The 18118-nt window shown below is 71.9% G+C and carries 15 protein-coding genes and 1 riboswitch; of the genes, 10 read left to right on the forward strand and 5 right to left on the reverse strand.

What is annotated here, in order from left to right; genetic code table 11:
• Window positions 1-220 precede the first annotated feature (220 nt).
• Window positions 221-330, forward strand: a riboswitch (TPP riboswitch).
• The 7 genes from thiE (at window position 325) to thiC (ending at window position 6192) form a co-directional block, all read left to right on the forward strand.
• Window positions 325-951, forward strand: a complete 627-nt coding sequence (thiE, locus tag KBX08_RS15375; protein ID WP_145790326.1) for a thiamine phosphate synthase — start codon at window positions 325-327, stop codon at window positions 949-951. It overlaps the preceding riboswitch by 6 nt.
• Window positions 945-2111, forward strand: a complete 1167-nt coding sequence (gene thiO / locus KBX08_RS15380; RefSeq protein WP_374101944.1) for a glycine oxidase ThiO — start codon at window positions 945-947, stop codon at window positions 2109-2111. Before thiE ends, thiO begins: the two co-directional genes overlap by 7 nt.
• Window positions 2102-2302 (forward strand): sulfur carrier protein ThiS, encoded by a 201-nt coding sequence (thiS, locus tag KBX08_RS15385; protein WP_210784135.1) that lies wholly within the window; start codon window positions 2102-2104, stop codon window positions 2300-2302. The genes thiO and thiS overlap by 10 nt, the downstream gene beginning before the upstream one ends.
• Entirely contained in the window at window positions 2299-3078 is a 780-nt protein-coding gene (locus KBX08_RS15390) for a thiazole synthase (RefSeq protein ID WP_210784136.1), read from the forward strand. Before thiS ends, KBX08_RS15390 begins: the two co-directional genes overlap by 4 nt.
• A gap of 65 nt (window positions 3079-3143) precedes the next feature.
• Window positions 3144-3800 (forward strand): thiamine phosphate synthase, encoded by a 657-nt coding sequence (locus KBX08_RS15395; protein WP_307850560.1) that lies wholly within the window; start codon window positions 3144-3146, stop codon window positions 3798-3800.
• Window positions 3797-4582 carry a bifunctional hydroxymethylpyrimidine kinase/phosphomethylpyrimidine kinase gene (gene thiD, locus KBX08_RS15400; protein ID WP_210784137.1) on the forward strand — a complete coding sequence of 262 codons (786 nt, stop codon included), beginning with the start codon at window positions 3797-3799 and terminating at the stop codon, window positions 4580-4582. The genes KBX08_RS15395 and thiD overlap by 4 nt, the downstream gene beginning before the upstream one ends.
• A 17-nt stretch (window positions 4583-4599) precedes the next feature.
• Complete coding sequence (gene thiC, locus KBX08_RS15405; RefSeq protein ID WP_112601253.1) at window positions 4600-6192, forward strand: phosphomethylpyrimidine synthase ThiC; 1593 nt, start codon at window positions 4600-4602, stop codon at window positions 6190-6192.
• Between the two features lie 132 nt (window positions 6193-6324).
• Here thiC and KBX08_RS15410 read toward each other — a convergent pair whose 3' ends face one another.
• The 4 genes from KBX08_RS15410 to KBX08_RS15425 all read right to left on the reverse strand — a co-directional run bounded on the left by KBX08_RS15410 (window position 6325) and on the right by KBX08_RS15425 (window position 11522).
• Entirely contained in the window at window positions 6325-9402 is a 3078-nt protein-coding gene (locus tag KBX08_RS15410) for a hypothetical protein (RefSeq protein WP_210784138.1), read from the reverse strand.
• 76 nt (window positions 9403-9478) lie between these two features.
• The gene (locus KBX08_RS15415) at window positions 9479-9787 is read right to left on the reverse strand and encodes a cupin (RefSeq protein WP_007465195.1); all 309 of its coding nucleotides are present in this window, start codon (window positions 9785-9787) and stop codon (window positions 9479-9481) included.
• Entirely contained in the window at window positions 9784-10734 is a 951-nt protein-coding gene (locus tag KBX08_RS15420; RefSeq protein ID WP_210784139.1) for an LLM class F420-dependent oxidoreductase, read from the reverse strand. The genes KBX08_RS15415 and KBX08_RS15420 overlap by 4 nt, the downstream gene beginning before the upstream one ends.
• A 2-nt stretch (window positions 10735-10736) precedes the next feature.
• Entirely contained in the window at window positions 10737-11522 is a 786-nt protein-coding gene (locus KBX08_RS15425; protein WP_210784140.1) for an ABC transporter ATP-binding protein, read from the reverse strand.
• Window positions 11523-11792: 270 nt separating this feature from the next.
• Between KBX08_RS15425 and KBX08_RS15430 the strand changes: the two genes are divergently transcribed.
• Together KBX08_RS15430 and KBX08_RS15435 are read left to right on the forward strand one after the other, a co-directional pair.
• Entirely contained in the window at window positions 11793-12824 is a 1032-nt protein-coding gene (locus tag KBX08_RS15430; protein WP_210784141.1) for an ABC transporter substrate-binding protein, read from the forward strand.
• Window positions 12825-12927: 103 nt separating this feature from the next.
• Window positions 12928-13785, forward strand: a complete 858-nt coding sequence (locus KBX08_RS15435) for an ABC transporter permease (protein WP_210784142.1) — start codon at window positions 12928-12930, stop codon at window positions 13783-13785.
• A 198-nt stretch (window positions 13786-13983) separates the two neighbouring features.
• Here the strand turns inward: KBX08_RS15435 and KBX08_RS15440 are convergent, their stop codons facing one another.
• Window positions 13984-15162, reverse strand: coding sequence for an ABC transporter substrate-binding protein (locus tag KBX08_RS15440; RefSeq protein ID WP_210784143.1), 1179 nt, complete (start codon window positions 15160-15162; stop codon window positions 13984-13986).
• Window positions 15163-15606: 444 nt separating this feature from the next.
• On the opposite strand from KBX08_RS15440, the gene KBX08_RS15445 reads away from it, so the two are divergent.
• Window positions 15607-18118 (forward strand): sensor histidine kinase (locus KBX08_RS15445; RefSeq protein WP_210784144.1); only part of this gene is annotated, 2512 nt, incomplete at its 3' end.

Below are 18118 nucleotides of genomic sequence, written 5' to 3' on the forward strand. Positions count from 1 at the left end.
CCCCCACCGACATTTTGTCGAATCGCTGAACAAATTAATTCGGCTGGCTCGATGTCGGGCAAGATGCGGACGGGTAACGGTTCTGCAACGGGGGGCGACATTCCGAACAGGACCGTATGAAGTGCCCCATTGGATCTCGCTCGTTTTGACGCGGCCCGCCGGCCGGCCACCGCCGACCCCGCGCCTTGGCAGGCCGGCGGATCTGTCGTACGGTGACACGCAAGTAACCCACGGGAGCCCGGTGCACCGGGCTGAGAGGGGGGCTGACAGCCCCCGACCGTCGAACCTGATCCGGGTAATGCCGGCGCAGGGAGGAGCGTTGCCGTGCCGTCCCTGGGGCGATTGCATCTCATCACCGACACCCGACCGGGTCGCGACCCACTCGCCGTGGTTCGCGCCGCCCTCACAGTGGCCCACGCCGATCTGGTGGTGCAGGTCCGGGTCGAGGATTCCGCCACCGACCGCGAGGCGTACGACCTGACCCGGCGGGTGCTCGCGCTCTGCGCGTCGTACCGGGCGACCTGCCTGGTCAACGACCGGTTGCACGTGGCGCTGGCGGTGGGCGCCGCCGGTGGGCACGTCGGCGCCGACGACCTGCCGGTCGCCGCCGCCCGCCGGGTGCTCGGCCCCACCGGTGTACTGGGCGCCACCGCTCGCGCGCCGGGCCCGGCGCGCGAGGCCGTCGCGGCGGGCGCCAGCTACCTGGGCGTCGGGCCGTGTCACACCACCAGCACCAAGACCGGCCTGCCGGACCCCATCGGGCCCGCCGGGGTGCGCGCCGTCGTCGACGCCGTCGACGTCCCGGTCATCGCGATCGGCGGAGTGACCGCCGCCCGGGTGCCGGCGCTGCGGGCCGCCGGGGCGTACGGAGTGGCGGTGGTCGGTGCCGTCTCCGCCGCCGCCGACCCGGCACGGGCAACCGCCGAGCTGATCGAGGCCCTGACGTGCTGACCGGCCGGTTCCCGTCACCGCCGTCGAGCGACCGGGTCCGGCCGGACGTGGCAGTGGTGGGTGCGGGGCCGATCGGGCTGGCGATCGCCTGGCGTTGCGCCGCGCGCGGGCTGCGGGTGGTGGTGCACGATCCGGCGCCCGGCTCGGGGGCGTCGGCGGTGGCAGCCGGCATGCTCTCCCCGGTCGCCGAGGCGTACTTCGGCGAGCGGCAGTTGACCGGGTTGCTGCTGGCGTCCGCCGCCCGCTGGCCGGCGTTCGCCGCCGAGTTGACCGAGACGACCGGAGTCGAGATCGGCTACCGGACCGATGGCACCCTGATGGTCGGGCTCACCGGCGACGACCTGGCCGAGGCGCGCCGGCTGTGGGCGTACCAGCAGGGGTTGGGCCTGCCCGTGACGCCGCTGCGCCCCAGCGAGCTGCGCGACCGCGAACCGGCGCTCGCCCCACGGGTGCGCGGCGGCGCGCTCGCGCCCACCGACCATCAGGTCGACCCCCGGCTGCTGGTGCCGGCGCTGCGCACGGCCGCGCAGCGGGCCGGCGCGGCGCTCGTGCCGCAGCCGGTCCGGAGTTTGTCCGATGTGGACGCACCGGTAACCGTTGTCGCCGCCGGCTGCGGGGCCGCCGCGCTCACCGGCCTGCCGGTGCGGCCGGTGAAGGGCCAGATCCTCCGGCTGCGCGCGCCCGACGGCGTCGCGCCGGGCTTCCGGCACGTGATCCGGGGGTACGCCGACGGCGAGCACGTCTACCTGGTGCCCCGCGCCGACGGTGAGGTAGTGCTCGGCGCGACTGTCGAGGAGCGCTCGGACACCACTGTCACCGCCGGCGCTGTGCAACGGCTGCTGCGCGCCGGGGTCGACCTGCTGCCCGAGCTGGCCGAGTACGACCTGGTCGAGGCGGTCGCCGGGCTGCGCCCGGGCACCCCGGACAACGCGCCGATCCTCGGGCCGCTGCCCGACCGACCGGACGTCCTGGCCGCCACCGGGCACCACCGGCACGGCATCGTGCTCACCCCGATCACCGCCGACCTGATCGCCGACCTGGTGCTCGGCGGCGTACCCGACCCGCTGCTCGCGCCCTTCCGGGCCGACCGCTTCGGCGGTGCCGCGGTGGCCGCGTCGGGCGGACCTGAACCGACGATGGAGGGGGACCTGTGGAGTTGACGGTGAACGGGGCCGGGCGCAGCGTCGCCGCCGGCGCGTCAGTGGCGGACCTGGTCCGCGACATCGTGCCGCACCCACGTGGGGTGGCGGTCGCTGTCAACGGCGAGGTGGTGCCCCGGACCGGCTGGCCGGCCCGGGCACTGCGCGACGGTGACCGCGTCGAGGTGCTCACCGCGGCGCAGGGCGGGTGAGCGGCGTGCCGTTCGAACTGGGTGGAGAGACCTTCACCTCACGGCTGATCCTCGGCACCGGCGGCGCCGCGAACCTGCACGTCCTGGAGCAGGCGATCCGGGCGTCCGGCACCGAGCTGGTCACCCTGGCGCTGCGCCGGGTGGGCACGGCGCCGGGCTCCACCGGTGGGCTGCTGGAACTGCTGGACCGGTGCGGCGTACGCCTGCTGCCGAACACCGCCGGCTGCCACACCGCCACCGAGGCGACAAAGGTGGCCCGGTTGGCCCGGGACGCGTTCGACACCGACTGGGTCAAGCTGGAGGTGATCGGCGACGAGCGGACGCTGCTGCCCGACGGGGTGGAGCTGCTCCGCGCCGCCGAGGAGTTGGTCGCCGACGGCTTCACGGTGCTGCCGTACACCAGCGACGACCCGGTGCTCGCCCGCCGCCTCGCCGACGTGGGCTGCGCCGCGGTGATGCCGGCCGGCTCCCCGATCGGCTCGGGGCTCGGCATCGGCAACCCGCACCACATTCGACTCATCCGGCAGGGCGTGGACGTGCCGGTGATCCTCGACGCCGGCATCGGCACCGCGTCCGACGCGGCGCTGGCCATGGAGCTGGGCTGTGACGGGGTGCTGCTGGCGAGCGCTGTCACCCGGGCGGCCGACCCGGTGGCGATGGCCACCGCGATGCGGTACGCGGTGGAGGCGGGCCGGCTGGCGGCCCAGGCCGGCCGGATCGAGCGCCGCTTCCACGCGCTCGCCTCCACCCCCGACGAGGGAAGACCCGAGCTGTGACCGGCTTGGTGCCGCCCACGGATCTTGGAAGCAATCTGCCCCTGGAGGGGCCTGTTCTTTCCAAGATCCCGTCGGGGGTTGTCGTCCTGACCGATCGGCTGGCCGCTTCCCGGGGGCTTGAGCGGGTTATCGCGGGAGCCGTTGCCGGGGGAGTGCGCTGGGTGGTGCTGCGGGAGAAGGACCTGCCCCGCGCCGAACGCGCCGCCCTCGCCGCCGACCTGCGCGCGATCCTCGCCGACGTCGGCGGAACCCTCATCGTGGCCGGCCCCGACCCGCTCGGCGGCGACGCCGTGCACCTGCCCGCCGCCGGCCCGTACCCGCCACCGACCCACCCTATGGTCGGCCGCTCCTGCCACGACGCAACCGAGCTGAACCGCCTGACCACCGAGCACTACGCCACCATCTCCCCAATCTGGCCCACAAAGACAAAACCGGGCTACGGCCCACCATTGGGTGTTGCGGGGTTGGGCAGCCTGGTCCGCGCCAGCCCGGTGCCCCTGCTCGCCCTCGGCGGAGTCGAGACACCAGAACAGGTAACCGCCTGCGTCAAGGCGGGAGCCGTCGGGGTAGCGGTGCTCGGCGCGATTATGCGGGCCACAAACCCGGCCGAGACAGCGACGAGTCTGACCAGCGCCTTCAAAAAGGCGGTCACCCCCAAGCTCTCAAAACCCGGCACGGGGTCACCCAGGTCCCCAACCGCAACCAAAGACGAGGGAAAATGACCCCGCGAACACTGCTGACCATCGCCGGCTCGGACTCCGGCGGCGGCGCAGGCATCCAGGCCGACCTCAAGGTCTTCGCCGCGCTGGGCGCGTACGGCACCAGCGTCCTCACGGCGGTCACCGCGCAGAACACCCGGGGTGTCGACGCGGTGCTGCCGCTGCCCCCGCGCACTGTCACCGAGCAGCTGGAAAGCGTGCTCACGGATTTCACAGTGTGCGCCGTGAAGACCGGGATGCTCGGCACCCCGGCGATCGCGGACGTGGTGGCCGAGGCCGCCCGGGACGGCCGGCTGCCTCAACTCGTCGTCGACCCGGTGCTCGTCGCCACGAGCGGTCACCGGCTCGGCGTGGTGGGTGCGGTGGAGCGGCTGCTGCCGTACGCCACTGTGGCGACCCCGAACTGCGCGGAGGCCGCGGCGATCACCGGACGCCCGGTGGACGACGTGGCCGCGATGGTCGTGGCCGCCGAGGCCCTGGTGGCCGGTGGCCCGGAGTTCGTGGTGGTCACGGGCGGTGACCTGGACGGGGGCGAGGCGGTCGACGTGCTGCACGGCGGCGGAGTCACCACAGTGTTGCGCGCACCCCGGGTGACCACCCGGCACACCCACGGCACCGGGTGCTCGTTCTCGGCGGCGATCGCGGTGCGGCTCGGTATGGGTGACCCGGTGCCGGCCGCCGTGGGGGCCGCCAAGGAGTACGTGCTCCGTGCGCTGACCGGCGCGCGGGGCTGGGAGCTGGGCGCGGGACGTGGGCCGCTGAACCACTTCGGCTGGTCCGCTTGATCACCAGGGAGGCTGTCATGCACGCACGAGGCAAGGTGTACGTCGAGGGTTCGCGGCCGGATGTCCGGGTGCCGTTCGCGGAGGTGGGGCTGACCGGGGACCTGCCGCCGGTGCGGCTCTACGACACGTCCGGTCCTGGTTCGGACCCGGAGGTGGGGCTGCCGCCGCTGCGCGGGCCGTGGATCGCCGAGCGGGGTGACGTGGCCCCGGTGCGGGGTGCGGGCACGCCACTCGCCGGGGTGGACGGTCGTCGGCCCACCCAGCTCGCGTACGCGCGGGCCGGTGTGGTGACGCCGGAGATGGAGTTCGTGGCGATCCGGGAGAACGTCGAACCGGAACTCGTGCGGGCCGAGATCGCCGCCGGTCGGGCGGTGCTCCCACTCAACGTCAACCACCCGGAGTGCGAGCCGGCGATCATCGGTAAGGCGTTCCTGGTCAAGGTGAACGCCAACATCGGCACCTCGGCGGTCAGCTCGTCGGTCGCGGAGGAGGTGGAGAAGCTGACCTGGGCCACCCGCTGGGGCGCGGACACCGTGATGGACCTGTCCACGGGCAAGCGGATCCACGAGACCCGTGAGGCGATCGTGCGGAACTCGCCGGTGCCGATCGGAACGGTGCCGATCTACCAGGCGTTGGAGAAGGTCGGCGGCGACCCGGTGAAGTTGAGCTGGGAGGTGTTCCGGGAAACCGTGATCGAGCAGGCCGAGCAGGGCGTGGACTACATGACTGTGCACGCCGGGGTGCTCCTGCCGTACGTGCCGCTGGCAGTGGACCGGGTGACCGGGATCGTGTCCCGCGGCGGTTCGATCATGGCGGCGTGGTGCCTGGCGCACCACGAGGAGAACTTCCTCTACACCAACTTCGAGGAACTGTGCGCGCTGCTCGCGCGCTACGACGTGACGTTCTCCCTCGGCGACGGGCTGCGCCCCGGGTCGATCGCCGACGCCAACGACGAGGCGCAGTTCGCCGAGCTGCGCACCCTCGGTGAGCTGACGAAGATCGCGTGGGCGTACGACGTCCAGGTGATGATCGAGGGCCCCGGTCACGTACCGATGCACAAGATCAAGGAGAACGTGGACCTTCAGCAGGAGTGGTGCCACGAGGCGCCCTTCTACACGCTCGGTCCGCTGACCACCGACATCGCGCCCGCGTACGACCACATCACCTCGGCGATCGGCGCCGCGATGATCGGCATGTTCGGCACCGCGATGCTCTGCTACGTCACGCCGAAGGAGCACCTCGGCCTGCCGGACCGGGACGACGTGAAGGCGGGCGTGATCGCGTACAAGATCGCGGCACACGCGGCGGACCTGGCCAAGGGGCACCCCGGCGCGCAGGCCTGGGACGACGCCCTGTCGAAGGCGCGGTTCGAGTTCCGCTGGGAGGATCAGTTCAACCTCTCGCTGGACCCGGAGACGGCGCGCTCGTACCACGACGCGACCCTGCCCGCGGAGCCGGCGAAGACCGCGCACTTCTGCTCGATGTGTGGCCCGAAGTTCTGCTCCATGAAGATCACCCAAGAGCTCAAGGAGTACGCCGCGCGCGGCATGAAGGACAAGTCGGAGGAGTTCGTCTCCGGCGGGAGCCGGGTCTACCTACCGCTCGCCTGACCCTTCCAGGCTGGGCCGTCCCGGCGTTGTGAGCGACGCCGGGACGGTCCGCGTGGGCCGGTGCAGGGGGTGTCGACAAAGCGACCGGTCGGGTGTGTCGGTGCGCTGGGTGGTGGAGTCAGTCGCGGTGGGTCATTCGCGGTGGTGTCGACCGGTGGAGCGCAACGACCGGCGGCCGTTCTCCTGCTCGGGCTCGTTGTCCGACACCGGCTTGCTCAGACCGGCGACCCAGTCGACGAATTCCTCGTCCTGGGACGCCAGCGGCTCGGCTTCGTCCGACGTCTTCGGGCTCTCCTCGTCGGCGTGGGACCGGTTGCGGCGGAACAGCCCCCCGAGCCGCCCTCGCCGGGAGGGCTGCTCTGCCACCTTCGGACCCGTCGGCGTTGCCGACGTGGTGTCGGTAGGCGTCAGATCGCCGGTACCGGCGGCGCTGTCGCTGGTGGCGGCGGCACCGGAGGGCGCGCCCACCGTGCCCGGGAACTCCGTCGGAGCCGGGTTTCCGACCGGAGTGGTCGTCTCGCCGGCTTCGGTCGGCCCTGTCCGTGCCGTCGAGCTGTCCTGCGATTCCGCCGACCCGCGGCGCCGCGAGGTGTCGAACGCGTTCCAGGTGCCGGCCCTGCTCAGATCCGGTAATGGTGCCCGATGCCGGGACCTGGGCGTCGGCCCGGTCGGCGCGTCGGGCCTGCTCGACCCATCCGATGCCGTCGCCTCCGGCTCGGAGGCTTGCGGTGGCACCGTCCACGTCGAGGTGACCGGCCAGGCCGACGGTGCGGGCGTCCACCGGTCCGTGTCCGGGTCATTGGCGGCGGTTGCCCCGAACAACCCGGCGGCGGGAACGTCCTCGGCGGTGGGCCGCGCGCTGTCGGTGTCACGAGCCTCGGCTGTTGCGGAATCGCTGGTCGGGGAGGTCATGTCGGCCGGTGCTACCTTGCTGCCCGTGTCGGCCCTCGGGGCGAGCGGGTTGGCTTCCGCGCCAACCTGGCCGGCCGCGGTGCTCGCCGCCGCCGCTGCTCGCGTCGCGCCGGTTGCGGTGGCCGGTGCTGGTGTCGTCCCGGCTCCGGCTCCGGTGGTCGGGGTCTGGGTGGCGACGGTTGACGTGGTGGGGGACTCCGGGCTGGCGGGCACCTGTGTCGCGCCGGTTTTGGCGGTCGTCGAGGCGGCCGGTGCTCGCTTCGAGCCGGTGGCGGGTGCTCGCTTCGCGCCGGTAGCGGTGGTCCGGGCTGCTGCCGTGCCAGAGGCAGCAGCCGAGGTGACCTCGGAGGTCGAACTTGACCGCTCACCCGGGCTTCCCCGGCTGGGTGCCGGAGCGTCGGTGGCCGCGTCGGAGGCGGTGCTGTCGGCGGAACTGCCCGGCCGGGTGCCCTTCGCGGCGCGGCCGGTGGTCGTCTCGCTGGTGGTTGCGTCGGTGGTAGTCCCGCGAGTGGTCGTCTCGCTGGTGGTTGCCGAACCGGCAGGGGACGTGTCGTCAGCCACGTCGGAGGCGGTGGCGTCCGGGTTGGCTTTCGACTTACGGCCGCGTCGCGGCTTGATCGTCAGCGGCGCCTCGGGCGTGCCGTGGTCGGCCGTACCAGCGCTGCTCGCCTCCGTGCCGGTCGTGCCGGAACCGGGTGCGCCGGTGCCACTCGGGGTGGCGGCGGACTTGCGGGTGAGGCGCCCACCGGTCGGCCTGCCGCTGGTCGCCGCGCTGCCGCTCGTGTCCGTCGCGGTGCTGCCGCTCGTGTCCGTCGCGGTGCTGCCGCTCGTGTCCGTCGCGGTGCTGCCGCTCGTGTCCGTCGCGGTGCTGCCGCTCGTGTCCGTCGCGGTGCTGCCGGTCGGCTCGGCGACCGCGCGGCCGCCCGTCGGGGTCGCGGCGGCGGCGCGTCCGGCCGTGGTGCCGGCCGTTGTGCCGGTCGCGGTGACACCGGTGTCGATGCTGACCTCGGTGACGTCGGAGGGCTCGGGAGTGTCCAGGACCTCATCCTGGCGCGGGGGCGTCTGCCCTGCGGCGGTGAACTCACCGGTCGGCGCGGTCAGCCAGGCGGCGGGCTGAGTGGGAGCGGCGGGAGTCGGTGCGGCAGGAGTCGCAGTGGCGGGGCCCGGGCCGTGCTGTCCGCTCGCGGTGGTCTCCGGCCAGTCCCAGTGGGCCGGGACGGTGCGTACGGCATCGGGGTCGCCCGTCGCCCCCGGACCCGCAACGACGCCGGCGGGCTTCGTGCTGGTGGCCAGCTCGGCGTTTGTCGTCTCCGTGTCGGTGCGCTCGGCGCTGTCCCGGTCGTTCGCCGCGCTGTCCCGGTCGTTCGCCGCGCCGGGCAGTGCCGGGCCGGCGGGCAGCGGGCGCAGGATGGCGGTGGGCTCGATCGCCTGCGGATCGGCGGTACGAGTGCCCGTCGGCCAGCGCAGCAGCGCGGCGGCGGCCGCGCCGAGCGCTCCGGCGAGGATCGCGATCAACGAGCCGTAGTAGGGGGCGGTCTGGTAGCGGTCCACCGCGTCACCCGGACCGGCGGTCAGGTAGGCGAACGCCACCAGCACCGGACCGGCCAGCCCGGTGGCCCCGCTGACCAGTGGAGCCTGGCCCCGCCAGCGAGCCAGCCCGGCGGTCGCCGCGCCGGCCAGCAGCGCCACGATGGGCAGCAGGAGCAGCGCCAGCCGTTGTGCGGCGGCGTCGTCGAGCCAGCTCGGCTCCAGTACGCCGAGCCGGACGGTCGGCAGTGGGCCGGCCGTGCCGAGCGACGGCAGGACGGAGATCAGCGCCAGCAGCCAGACCACGCCGGCCACGGCCGCCATGTTCCATCCCAGCTCGGGCCGGAACAGGACGGCGATCGCCGCGCCCGCCCCGATCACCGCACCGACCATGGCGCAGATGCCCACCGCCCAGACCGGGTCAACGGAGATCAGCTCCGCGGCGCGGGCGGGCTGCATGCAGAGCGGGGCGATGACTGTGGCGCCGAGCGCTGCCGCGCCGCCGACGGCCAACTGCCGGCCGGTGCCGGCCGCCGGGGCGTCGCGGCGAGCGAGGCGTCCGGTCAGGACGGCGCCGGCGACGGCTGCGTTCGCGGCGAACCAGCCCACCCAGACGAGCTGGGCCGGCCACTGGTTGACTGTCGTACCGGTGAATGCGCCGGTCAGGCGGACGATGCCGAAACCGTACGCGACGCCGAGCTGGCCGGCTCCGGCCAGCACGCTCACCCCGAGCGCCGTGAGCAGCAGTCTGCCCCAGGTCCGAAAGGCCATGTCCGGCACGTTACGCACCTGGTACACCCGATCGCCACCGGCGCGCCGCGAGGCACGCCGGTGGCCATCGGCGGGTCTACTTGAGTTCGACCAGCCGTGCGAGGTAAGTCGTATCCCCGACATTGGTCAGCATGTGCACCGCGCCCGGGTCCCGGTAGACGACCCCGCCGGTGGGCTCGTCGGCGTCGATCCGGGTGCCGTCGATGGTCTGTACGACGTTCTTGGCGCCCTCGATCGCCACCACCAGGTAGGGGTGGTCGTGCCGGTGCAGCGGTTGCCGCTCGCCCGGCTCGAGGCGGATGTGCCAGACCCGGACCCGGTCGTTCTCGTACACGATCTCCTGACCCACCGGTCCGAGTTCGGTTCCGTCGATCACGTCGGTCATCGTGCTCCGTCCAGTTGGGGCAGCACCTCGGCGGCGATCAGCTCGAGGTGGTCGAGATCATCGAAGTCGATCAGGCGCAGGTGGACCCGGGTGGTGCCGATCGCGGCGAACTCGCCGAGTCGCTGCGCGAGCTGCGCGGGGGAGCCGACCACCGGGTCCTCCGGTGGCAGCGCGCTCTTCTCGTGCAGGGGCGCGGCCCGACGCTGGGCCTCCGCGTCGGTCCGGCCGATGGCGACGACGATCCCGGCGGACAGCACCAACGGGGCGCGCCCGGACTCCGTCCGTCCGGTGCGCTCACACGTCTCGCGCACTCGGTCGTACGCCTCTGCGGTGGCGGCCACGGACTTGAACGGCATGTTGAACTCGTCGGCGTACCGGGCGGCCAGTTCGGGTGTGCGCTTGGGGCCACGCCCGCCCACGATGATCGGCGGGCCGGGCACCTGCACCGGCTTGGGCAGGGCGGGAGCGTCCACCAGCCGGTAGTGGTCGCCGGTGAAGCTGTACGTCTCGCCGGGCGGGGTTGCCCACAACCCGGTGATCACCTCGAGCTGCTCGGCCAGCCGGTCGAAGCGCTCGCCGACCGCCGGGAACGGGATTCCGTACGAGGTGTGCTCACGCTCGTACCAGCCGGCGCCGATGCCGAGGTCGACCCGGCCACCGCTCATCTGGTCGACCTGCGCGACCATCACCGCGAGAGGGCCGGGCAGGCGGAACGTGGCCGACGTCACCAGGGTGCCGAGTCGAATCCGCTCGGTTTCCCGGGCCAGCGCGGCGAGGGTCAGCCAGGCGTCCGTGGGGCCGGGCAGGCCCGGGTCGGCGCCCATCGACTGGTAGTGGTCGGCGCGGAGAAAGCCCTCGTAGCCGCAGGCCTCGACCAGCCGCGCGAACCGGAGCTGGGTGTCGTAGCTGGCACCACGGTTCGGCTCGGTGAAGACCGACACCCGCATGGTCAGTGTCCTTCCGCGCCGGCGGTGGCCGGCTGTTCGCGTTCCATCAGCAGTTCGTGCAGGTCGGCGCTGACCTGGGCGACGTCGGCCAGGTGGGCGTTGCGGCCCAGGGTGCGGGGCCGGGGGATGGTCACGTCGACGACCTTGCGGATCCGGCCGGGGCGGGGGCTCAGCACGACCACCCGGTCGGCGAGCAGCACCGCCTCGTCGATCGAGTGGGTGACGAAGACGATGGTCGGCTTGTTCTCCATGTGCACCCGCTGGAGTTCGCCGGAGAGTTCCTCGCGGGTGAGCGCGTCCAGCGCGGAGAACGGCTCGTCCATCAGCATCACCCGGGGCTCACCGATCAACGACCGGCACAGCGACACCCGCTGCTGCATGCCGCCGGAGAGTTCGTGCGGCAACCGCTTCTCGAAGCCGGCCAACCCGGCCACGTCGAGCAGTTGCCGGGCCCGCTCCCGGTGCTTGGCGCGGTTCCAGCCGAAGATCTCCACGGGCAGCAGGACGTTGTCCAGCACGGTGCGCCAGGGCAGCAGCGCCGGCTTCTGGAACAGCATGGCGATGTCCTGGCGGGGGCGGGCGATCGGCGTACCGGCGACGGTGATCTCACCGGCACTCAGCGGGAGCAGCCCGGCGATGAGCCGCAGCAGTGTGGACTTGCCGCAGCCGGAGCGGCCGAGCACGGCGACGAACTCGCCCTCGGCGACGTCGAGGTTGATGCCGCGCAGCGCCTCCACCCGGCCGGACCGGCCCTCGAAGGTACGGGACACCCCGGACAGTCGGATCATCTCCGGCGTACCTCCGCTGAGTGGACGGTCAGGAATCCGACAAAGGCTAACTGCTCCGTTGAGGTATGACACCGGCTGGGGTGGTCGTCAGGTTGTATCCGTTCCGCAACCCGATACGCCTGGCGTCGCAACTGTGGGTTTCTCGTACGCTGTGCCCGCGAAGAGTCCCCCCACGACGGCGGCGCCCGGCTTCCACCCCTCCCGCCGGCCCGTCGCGACAACCCCCTCCGGTGGCCTGCCGGCCCCGGTCGGAAAGGACATGGTGCACTGATGAGAAGGCTGACCCGTACGGTCGCTACGGCCGCGCTGGCCACCGCCCTCGCCCTTGTCTCCGCCTGCAGCAGCGGGTCGGATTCGGCCGACGATGCCAAGGGCGGCGACGGCAAGACGCTGGAGAAGGTGACCTACCTCACCTCGTTCGGTAACTTCGGCCGTGACTCCTACGCCTGGGTGGCGAAGGACAAGGGCTTCTTCAAGGAAGCCGGCTTCGACGTCGAGATCAAGGCTGGCCAGGGCACCGGTGGCGTGATCCAGACCGTCGTCGGCGGCCAGGCCGACTTCGGCCCGATCGACCTCACCGGCGGTCTGCTCCAGCTCGGCAACGGCCAGGCGAAGGACTTCACCGCGGTGGCCGCGATCCAGCAGCGCACCATGGCGGGCATCGCCACCGTCGAGGGCAAGAACATCAGCTCGCCGAAGGACCTGGAGGGCAAGAAGCTCGCCGACACCCCCGGGTCCGTGGTCCGCAACCTCTTCCCGACGTACGCCCGGCTCGCCGGGGTGGACGCGACCAAGGTGACCTGGGTCAACGGTGAGGCGCAGAACCTGATCGGCACGCTGGCCTCCGGCTCGGTGGACGGCATCGGTCAGTTCGTCGTCGGTCAGCCGACCATCGAGGCGGTGGCCAAGAAGAAGGCCGTCATGCTGCCGTACAGCAACGTGATGCAGGACCTCTACGGCAACGTGCTGATCACTTCCTCGAAGATCGCCAAGGAGAAGCCCGAGATGGTGAAGAAGTTCACCGCGGCGCTGCTCAAGGGCCTGGAGTACAGCCTGGCGAACTCCAAGGAGGCCGCCGACATCCTGAAGAAGAACGTCGACGCCACCAACCCGGTCTCGGCCGCCGCGGAGCTGGAGCTGATGGCCGCGTACGTCCGTTCCGGCAACACCGGCACCGCGATCGGCACCCTGGACAGCGGTCGGGTCGCCAAGAGCATCGCCATCCTGCAGGGCGCCGGCGCGCTGAAGCAGAACATCACCCCCGAGCAGATCATCGACTTCAGCCTCGCGCCGAAGGCCTGATCGTCCGGTCGTCAGCAGGGGGTACGTCCCGCCGATCCCGGTGGGACGTACCCCCGTCGCTCGTCGGCCCCCGGCGGGCCGTGGGATTTCGAGGAGGACAGAGATGACCGACGTCCGGTCAGCGGACCCGGCGGTGGCGGAACCCGCGCCGCCGAGTGCCGGCCCCGACGCGGGGCGCGCGGGTCGAGGTGCCGGTCTTCGGGCCGGGGCTGGAGCGGCGCTGCCCGCGGTCGGCATCCTGGTCGCGCTGGCGGCGTGGTGGCTGATCGCCCGGCTGGAGCTGGTCCACCCTGTCGCCCTGCCGCCGCCCGGCGACGTGCTCAGCGCGTTCGTCGAGAAGCCCGTCCAGATGCTGGAGCACACCTGGGACACCACGCTGGAGATCCTGATCGGCTTCGCCCTCTCGGTGGCCGCAGGTGTGCTGATCGGACTCTCCCTGGCCAGCTCCCGCACTGTGGAGCGGATGTTCACGCCGCTGCTGGTCGCGGTGAACGCGGTGCCGAAGATCACGCTGGGCCCGCTGCTGGTGGTGGCGCTCGGCTGGGGCCAGAAGCCGATCCTGACCATGGTGTTCCTGCTCTGCTTCTTCCCGATCGTGCTCTCCACCGCGACCGGGTTGACCACCACGCCGGCCGACCTGGCCGAACTGGTGCGGTCCTGGAACGCCTCCCGCTGGCAGGCGTTCCGCAAGGTGCGTTTCCCGGCCGCGCTGCCGCAGATCTTCGTCGGGCTCAAGGTGGCCATGCCACTGGCCGCGATCGGCGCGGTGATCGGTGAGTTCCAGGCCGGCGAGAGCGGCCTCGGCTATGTCATCACGCAGTACGCCGGCATTGGCGACGCCGCCACCGCCTGGGCGGCGATCATGCTGGTGGCGCTGGTGAGCATCCTGCTCTACTCGGCGCTCCTGCTGATCGAGCGGTTCGCCCTCCCCTGGGTACGAGAAACCACCAGCAGCCGCTAACCCAGCAGAACTAGGAAACGTGAAGGGCCGGCCTCCCACTCAGGAGGCCGGCCCTTTCCATCGACGCTGCTGGCACAAAGGGTGTGGCCTACCGGGCCCGGCGGAGGGATCAAGCCTGACCGCCCGGAGCCGGGCACGGTCGGCCACACCCCCCCACCCCGCACCCCGACGCACCGGCCAGATGAAAGGCCCCAGCGTCTACCCCGCCAACCGCCAACGACCATTGCGGGCGACAAGCGTGGTGAGCGCCTGCGGCATCAGGCCGCTGTGGTTGTCCGGCGTCATGCGGATCGGGCCGGAGAGGCCGTCCATCTGGGACGTCTCCAGCACGTCCCGGATGCCGTTGCGGTCCACCTTCCCGATCTCACCACCGGCGCGCAGTTCGGCGTCGGCGATCAGCTGGACGGCGTCCGCGGCGAACGACGAGGACCCGTTGTAGCCACCGAAGCGGGCGGTGTAGTCCTGGAACCACTGCCGCCGCGCCGCCTTGGCCGGCGTGGTCGCGATCACGTCGTCGATCACCATGGTCTGCGTGAAGATCAGCGTGGCCTTCTCGGTCGCCTTGGCCGCCGCCCCGAGGAAGAGGTCCCCGGCCGCTGCCGCGTCGAAGTAGATCGACCCACGGAAGATGGTCTGCTGCACGCTGGTGGCGGCCAGTGTCGCCTGCTCCGGCGGGGTCCAGAAGACCATCGCGTCGGGCTTGCCCGACGCGAGCTGCTGGACCTGCTGGCTGACGTCGGTGTCGGTGGTCTTGATCCGCTGCTGTCGGAGCGTGATCCTGGCCTTGTCCAGCTCGCTCTTGAGCGCGGTCGCGCCCTCCTGGCCGTAGTCGTCGTCGCTGACCAGCATCCCCACCTTCCGGATGTTGTTGCGGCGTAGCTCAGCGGTCAGGGCGGCGGCGCTGTCCGGGGCGTTGGGGCCCAGCTTGAACACGTAGCGCCGTTCAGCGGCCGGCGCGGCGATCGCGCCGGAAGCGGCTAGCGCAATGGTGGGAATCCGCTTCTCGTTGATGGTCCCGACCGCTCCGACCGCGCATTCGTTGCAGCCGCCCATGATGATGGCGCTGACCTTCGAATCGCTGCTGAAGTCGACGATGTTGCGAAGTGACTCGGCCGAGTCGGAACGGTTGTCCTTCACCTTCAGGTCGATCTTCCGGCCGTTCAGTGCACCGGAGGCGTTCAACTGATCGACCTTGAGTTTGAGGGCGCGCTGGTATGTCCGGCCAACAGTGGCTGCGGCGCCGGAGAGTTCGAGATCGGCAGCGATCACGATCGGACTCGTGTCCTGTTCCGCCTCGCCAAACTGGCAGCCGGTGAGCGTGGTGGCCACTACGGCCGATGCGAGCGCCGCGATGGTCGCGGAGCGGATGGGGCTCAACTCAGTCCTCCAGGTGCGGGCGCGGGCGCTGCCCGGTCACCGCCGCTAATCCGTCCTCAGTGGAGGACGGGATCTCCTCTGCCGTACGGTGTGCGCGAAGCCTGCAAAACCTTGCCAATGGCCGGCGCTGTGGTCAAGCGCGGACCCCGGCAGCATTTTCGGGACGGCCATCCCACATGCTGGGGTAACGCAATGTTTGCAAAAGCTCACTTTGCATACACGCGTGACCACTCTGGAGTTACATGCCCTGTTCAGGGGCTTGCGGAAATGAAGGTATCAGTTGCCCGGATCACGGGATGCGCTCCGTCCGACCGTTTCCTACCTCACTGCGGCTTCCCAAACACGATCATCTCTGATGAAATCGCGGCCGTGCCGCGCGTGGTCCCCTCCGCTTACGGCATGGCTCGGCGGCTCAGGCGGGGAAGAAACGACGGAGGCGATGTCGTGAGCACCGGACCGACGACCCTGCCCACGCTCGGCGATAGCGGTCGGCCTGCGCGCCGACGGATGCCGAGACTGCGTGACGCCCGGATCCGGTCCAAGTTGGCGTTGATTCTGGTCGTCCCGGTGGCGGCGGTGATCGCGCTGGCCACGGTCCGCCTGATCTCCGTCGGCGAGGGCGCGTTCGACGCCACCCGGGCCCGGTCACTGACAGCCCTCTCCGTCGACGTCAGCGCCCTCACCCAGGACCTCCAGGCCGAACGAATGGCAGCGGCCGCCTACCTGGCCGCTCCGCAGCAGCCGGCCGACGCGTACAACCTGCGGGTCCGCCAGACGCAGCAGCAGGTGGACGAGTACCGCGCCGAGCGGGGCCGGATCGGCGACGTGCCGGCCGCCCTGCGGGACCGGCTGGCCGCCATCGACGATCACCTGGCCACCCTGGACGGCACCCGTCAGGAGGTGCTGGACCGCCGGCAGATGGCGGTCGCCGAGGCGGTGCTCCGCTACGGAGTCATTCTCACCGACCTGGTCTCGTACGGTGACGGCCTGGCCCAGCTGCCCGGCGCCGAGAGCCTGGCGGACAGCCGCCGCGCGGTCGCCGCCTTCGCCCGCGCCAAGGCTTCCGTCGCCGAGGAACAGGCCGTCGCCTTCACCGCGTTGACGGCCGGCCAGCTCGACTCGGAGCAGTTCTCCTCCTTCGTGGCAACGTTGACGGGTCAGCAGGAGGCCCTGGTCGCCTTCTCGCTGGCCGCCGACCCGGTGCAGCGCGCCCTGGTCGACAGCACCGTCTCCGGCGACGCGGTCGGCCTGGCCGACCGGGTGGCCGCCGACATCACCCGCTCGGTCGGGCAGCGCCCGCTGGTCACCGCACAGGACGCCACGGCGGCGATCGGCGCCGTGAACGACCTGATGCGCTGGGCCGAGATCCAACTGCAGGACCGACTGCTCCAGCAGGCCGACCAGGCCCGCTCGGACGTCATCCGGCAGGCAGTGGTCGAGTCGATCCTGGTGCTGCTGACCCTGATCATCGCCGTGTCGCTGGCCGTGGTGCTGGCCCGCTCGCTCAACCACTCGCTGCGCCGACTGCGTGAGGGTGCCCTCTCGGTGGCCAACCACGACCTGCCCGACGCCGTGCAGCGGCTGCAGAACATGGGCAGTGTGGGTGACGGCGGGGTGGACGAGATCGTCCGCCAGGTCCGGGACCCCATCCAGCTGAACACCCGCGACGAGGTCGGTCAGGTGGCGCTGGCCTTCAACGTCGTACACCGGGAGGCGGTGCGGGTCGCCGCCGAGCAGGCGGCACTGCGTACCAGCGTCTCGGCGATGTTCCTCAACCTGGCCCGCCGTAGTCAGACCCTGGTCGACCGGATGATCGGCGAGCTGGACGCGATCGAGCGCGGCGAGGAGGACCCGAAGCGGCTGGCGCAGCTTTTCGAACTGGACCACCTGGCCACTCGAATGCGCCGCAACGACGAGAATCTGCTGGTCCTGGCCGGCGCCGACTCCGCCGCACCGCGTCACGACAACGCGCTGGTGGTGGATGTGCTGCGCGCCGCCCAGTCCGAGGTGGAGCTCTACAACCGCATCGAGTTCGGCACCGTGGACACCGACATCGAGGTGGCCGCGCACGCGGTCAACGACGTGGTACGCCTCGTCGCCGAGCTGCTCGACAACGCCACCCGGTTCTCGCCACCGAACACCACTGTGGTCGCCGACGGTCGCCGGATCCGCGACTACGTGCTGATCCAGATCGAGGACCGCGGGCTTGGCCTCACCGACGACCAGCTCGACTCGCTCAACCGGCGGCTGGCCGCCCCACCGAGCGTGGACGTCGCCGCGTTCCGACTGATGGGTCTGGCCGTGGTGAGCCGACTCGCCTCCCGCTACGGCATCCGGGTCGAGTTGCGCCGCAACGTCGAGGGCGGCACCGTCGCCCAGGTGACGTTGCCCGCCGCCACAGTGGTGCTGCCCAGCAACCGGGGCCGCGAGCAGGTGCTCACCCGCCCGCGTCAGCCGATGGCCGTGGAGCAGGCGCCGCTCACCCCGGCCGGCCACGCCGAGCAGTTCGCCGGTGCCGCGACGACCGCGGCGACGTTGCCCGACCAGTGGCGGACCAGCCCGCCGGCACCCGCCCAGTGGCAGTCGCCGCTGGACTCGCGGGACACCACCCCGGCCGTACAGGCGGGTGGCTACACCGGCCCGCGCTCGACGATGCCGCCGGCCCCCGCCGCCCCCGCACCCGCCGCCCCGCTCCCGCCGGCCCGGCCGGCCTACAGCAACGGCGCGGGCGCCTCGCTGGGCAGCCCGACAGTGGCCTACCCGACCGTCGACCCGCTGCCCCGGCGTGGCACCACCCCGGACACCCCGGAGACCGCTGATGGGCGTGGCGCCCACGGCCTCCCGGTCGGGCCGGTCGCCGGGCCGGGCGCTGTGGCACCGCCGGCCGTTCCGTCGGTGCCCGCCGCACCGGTCAGCACCCGGCCCGACTTCCCGGCCGAGGCCCCGATCTTCCGGG

Source organism: Micromonospora sp. H61 (assembly GCF_018070325.1).
In the GTDB taxonomy this organism is placed as follows: Bacteria; Actinomycetota; Actinomycetes; order Mycobacteriales; family Micromonosporaceae; genus Micromonospora; species Micromonospora salmantinae.

Bases quoted from the DNA above. Each gene is read 5' to 3' on its own strand.
- KBX08_RS15410 (WP_210784138.1), bottom strand. From the start codon at position 9,402: ATGGCCTTTCGGACCTGGGGCAGACTGCTGCTCACGGCGCTCGGGGTG.
- KBX08_RS15435 (WP_210784142.1), top strand. From the start codon at position 12,928: ATGACCGACGTCCGGTCAGCGGACCCGGCGGTGGCGGAACCCGCGCCG.
- thiD (WP_210784137.1), top strand. From the start codon at position 3,797: ATGACCCCGCGAACACTGCTGACCATCGCCGGCTCGGACTCCGGCGGC.
- KBX08_RS15425 (WP_210784140.1), bottom strand. From the start codon at position 11,522: ATGATCCGACTGTCCGGGGTGTCCCGTACCTTCGAGGGCCGGTCCGGC.
- KBX08_RS15420 (WP_210784139.1), bottom strand. From the start codon at position 10,734: ATGCGGGTGTCGGTCTTCACCGAGCCGAACCGTGGTGCCAGCTACGAC.
- KBX08_RS15430 (WP_210784141.1), top strand. From the start codon at position 11,793: ATGAGAAGGCTGACCCGTACGGTCGCTACGGCCGCGCTGGCCACCGCC.
- KBX08_RS15415 (WP_007465195.1), bottom strand. From the start codon at position 9,787: ATGACCGACGTGATCGACGGAACCGAACTCGGACCGGTGGGTCAGGAG.
- thiC (WP_112601253.1), top strand. From the start codon at position 4,600: ATGCACGCACGAGGCAAGGTGTACGTCGAGGGTTCGCGGCCGGATGTC.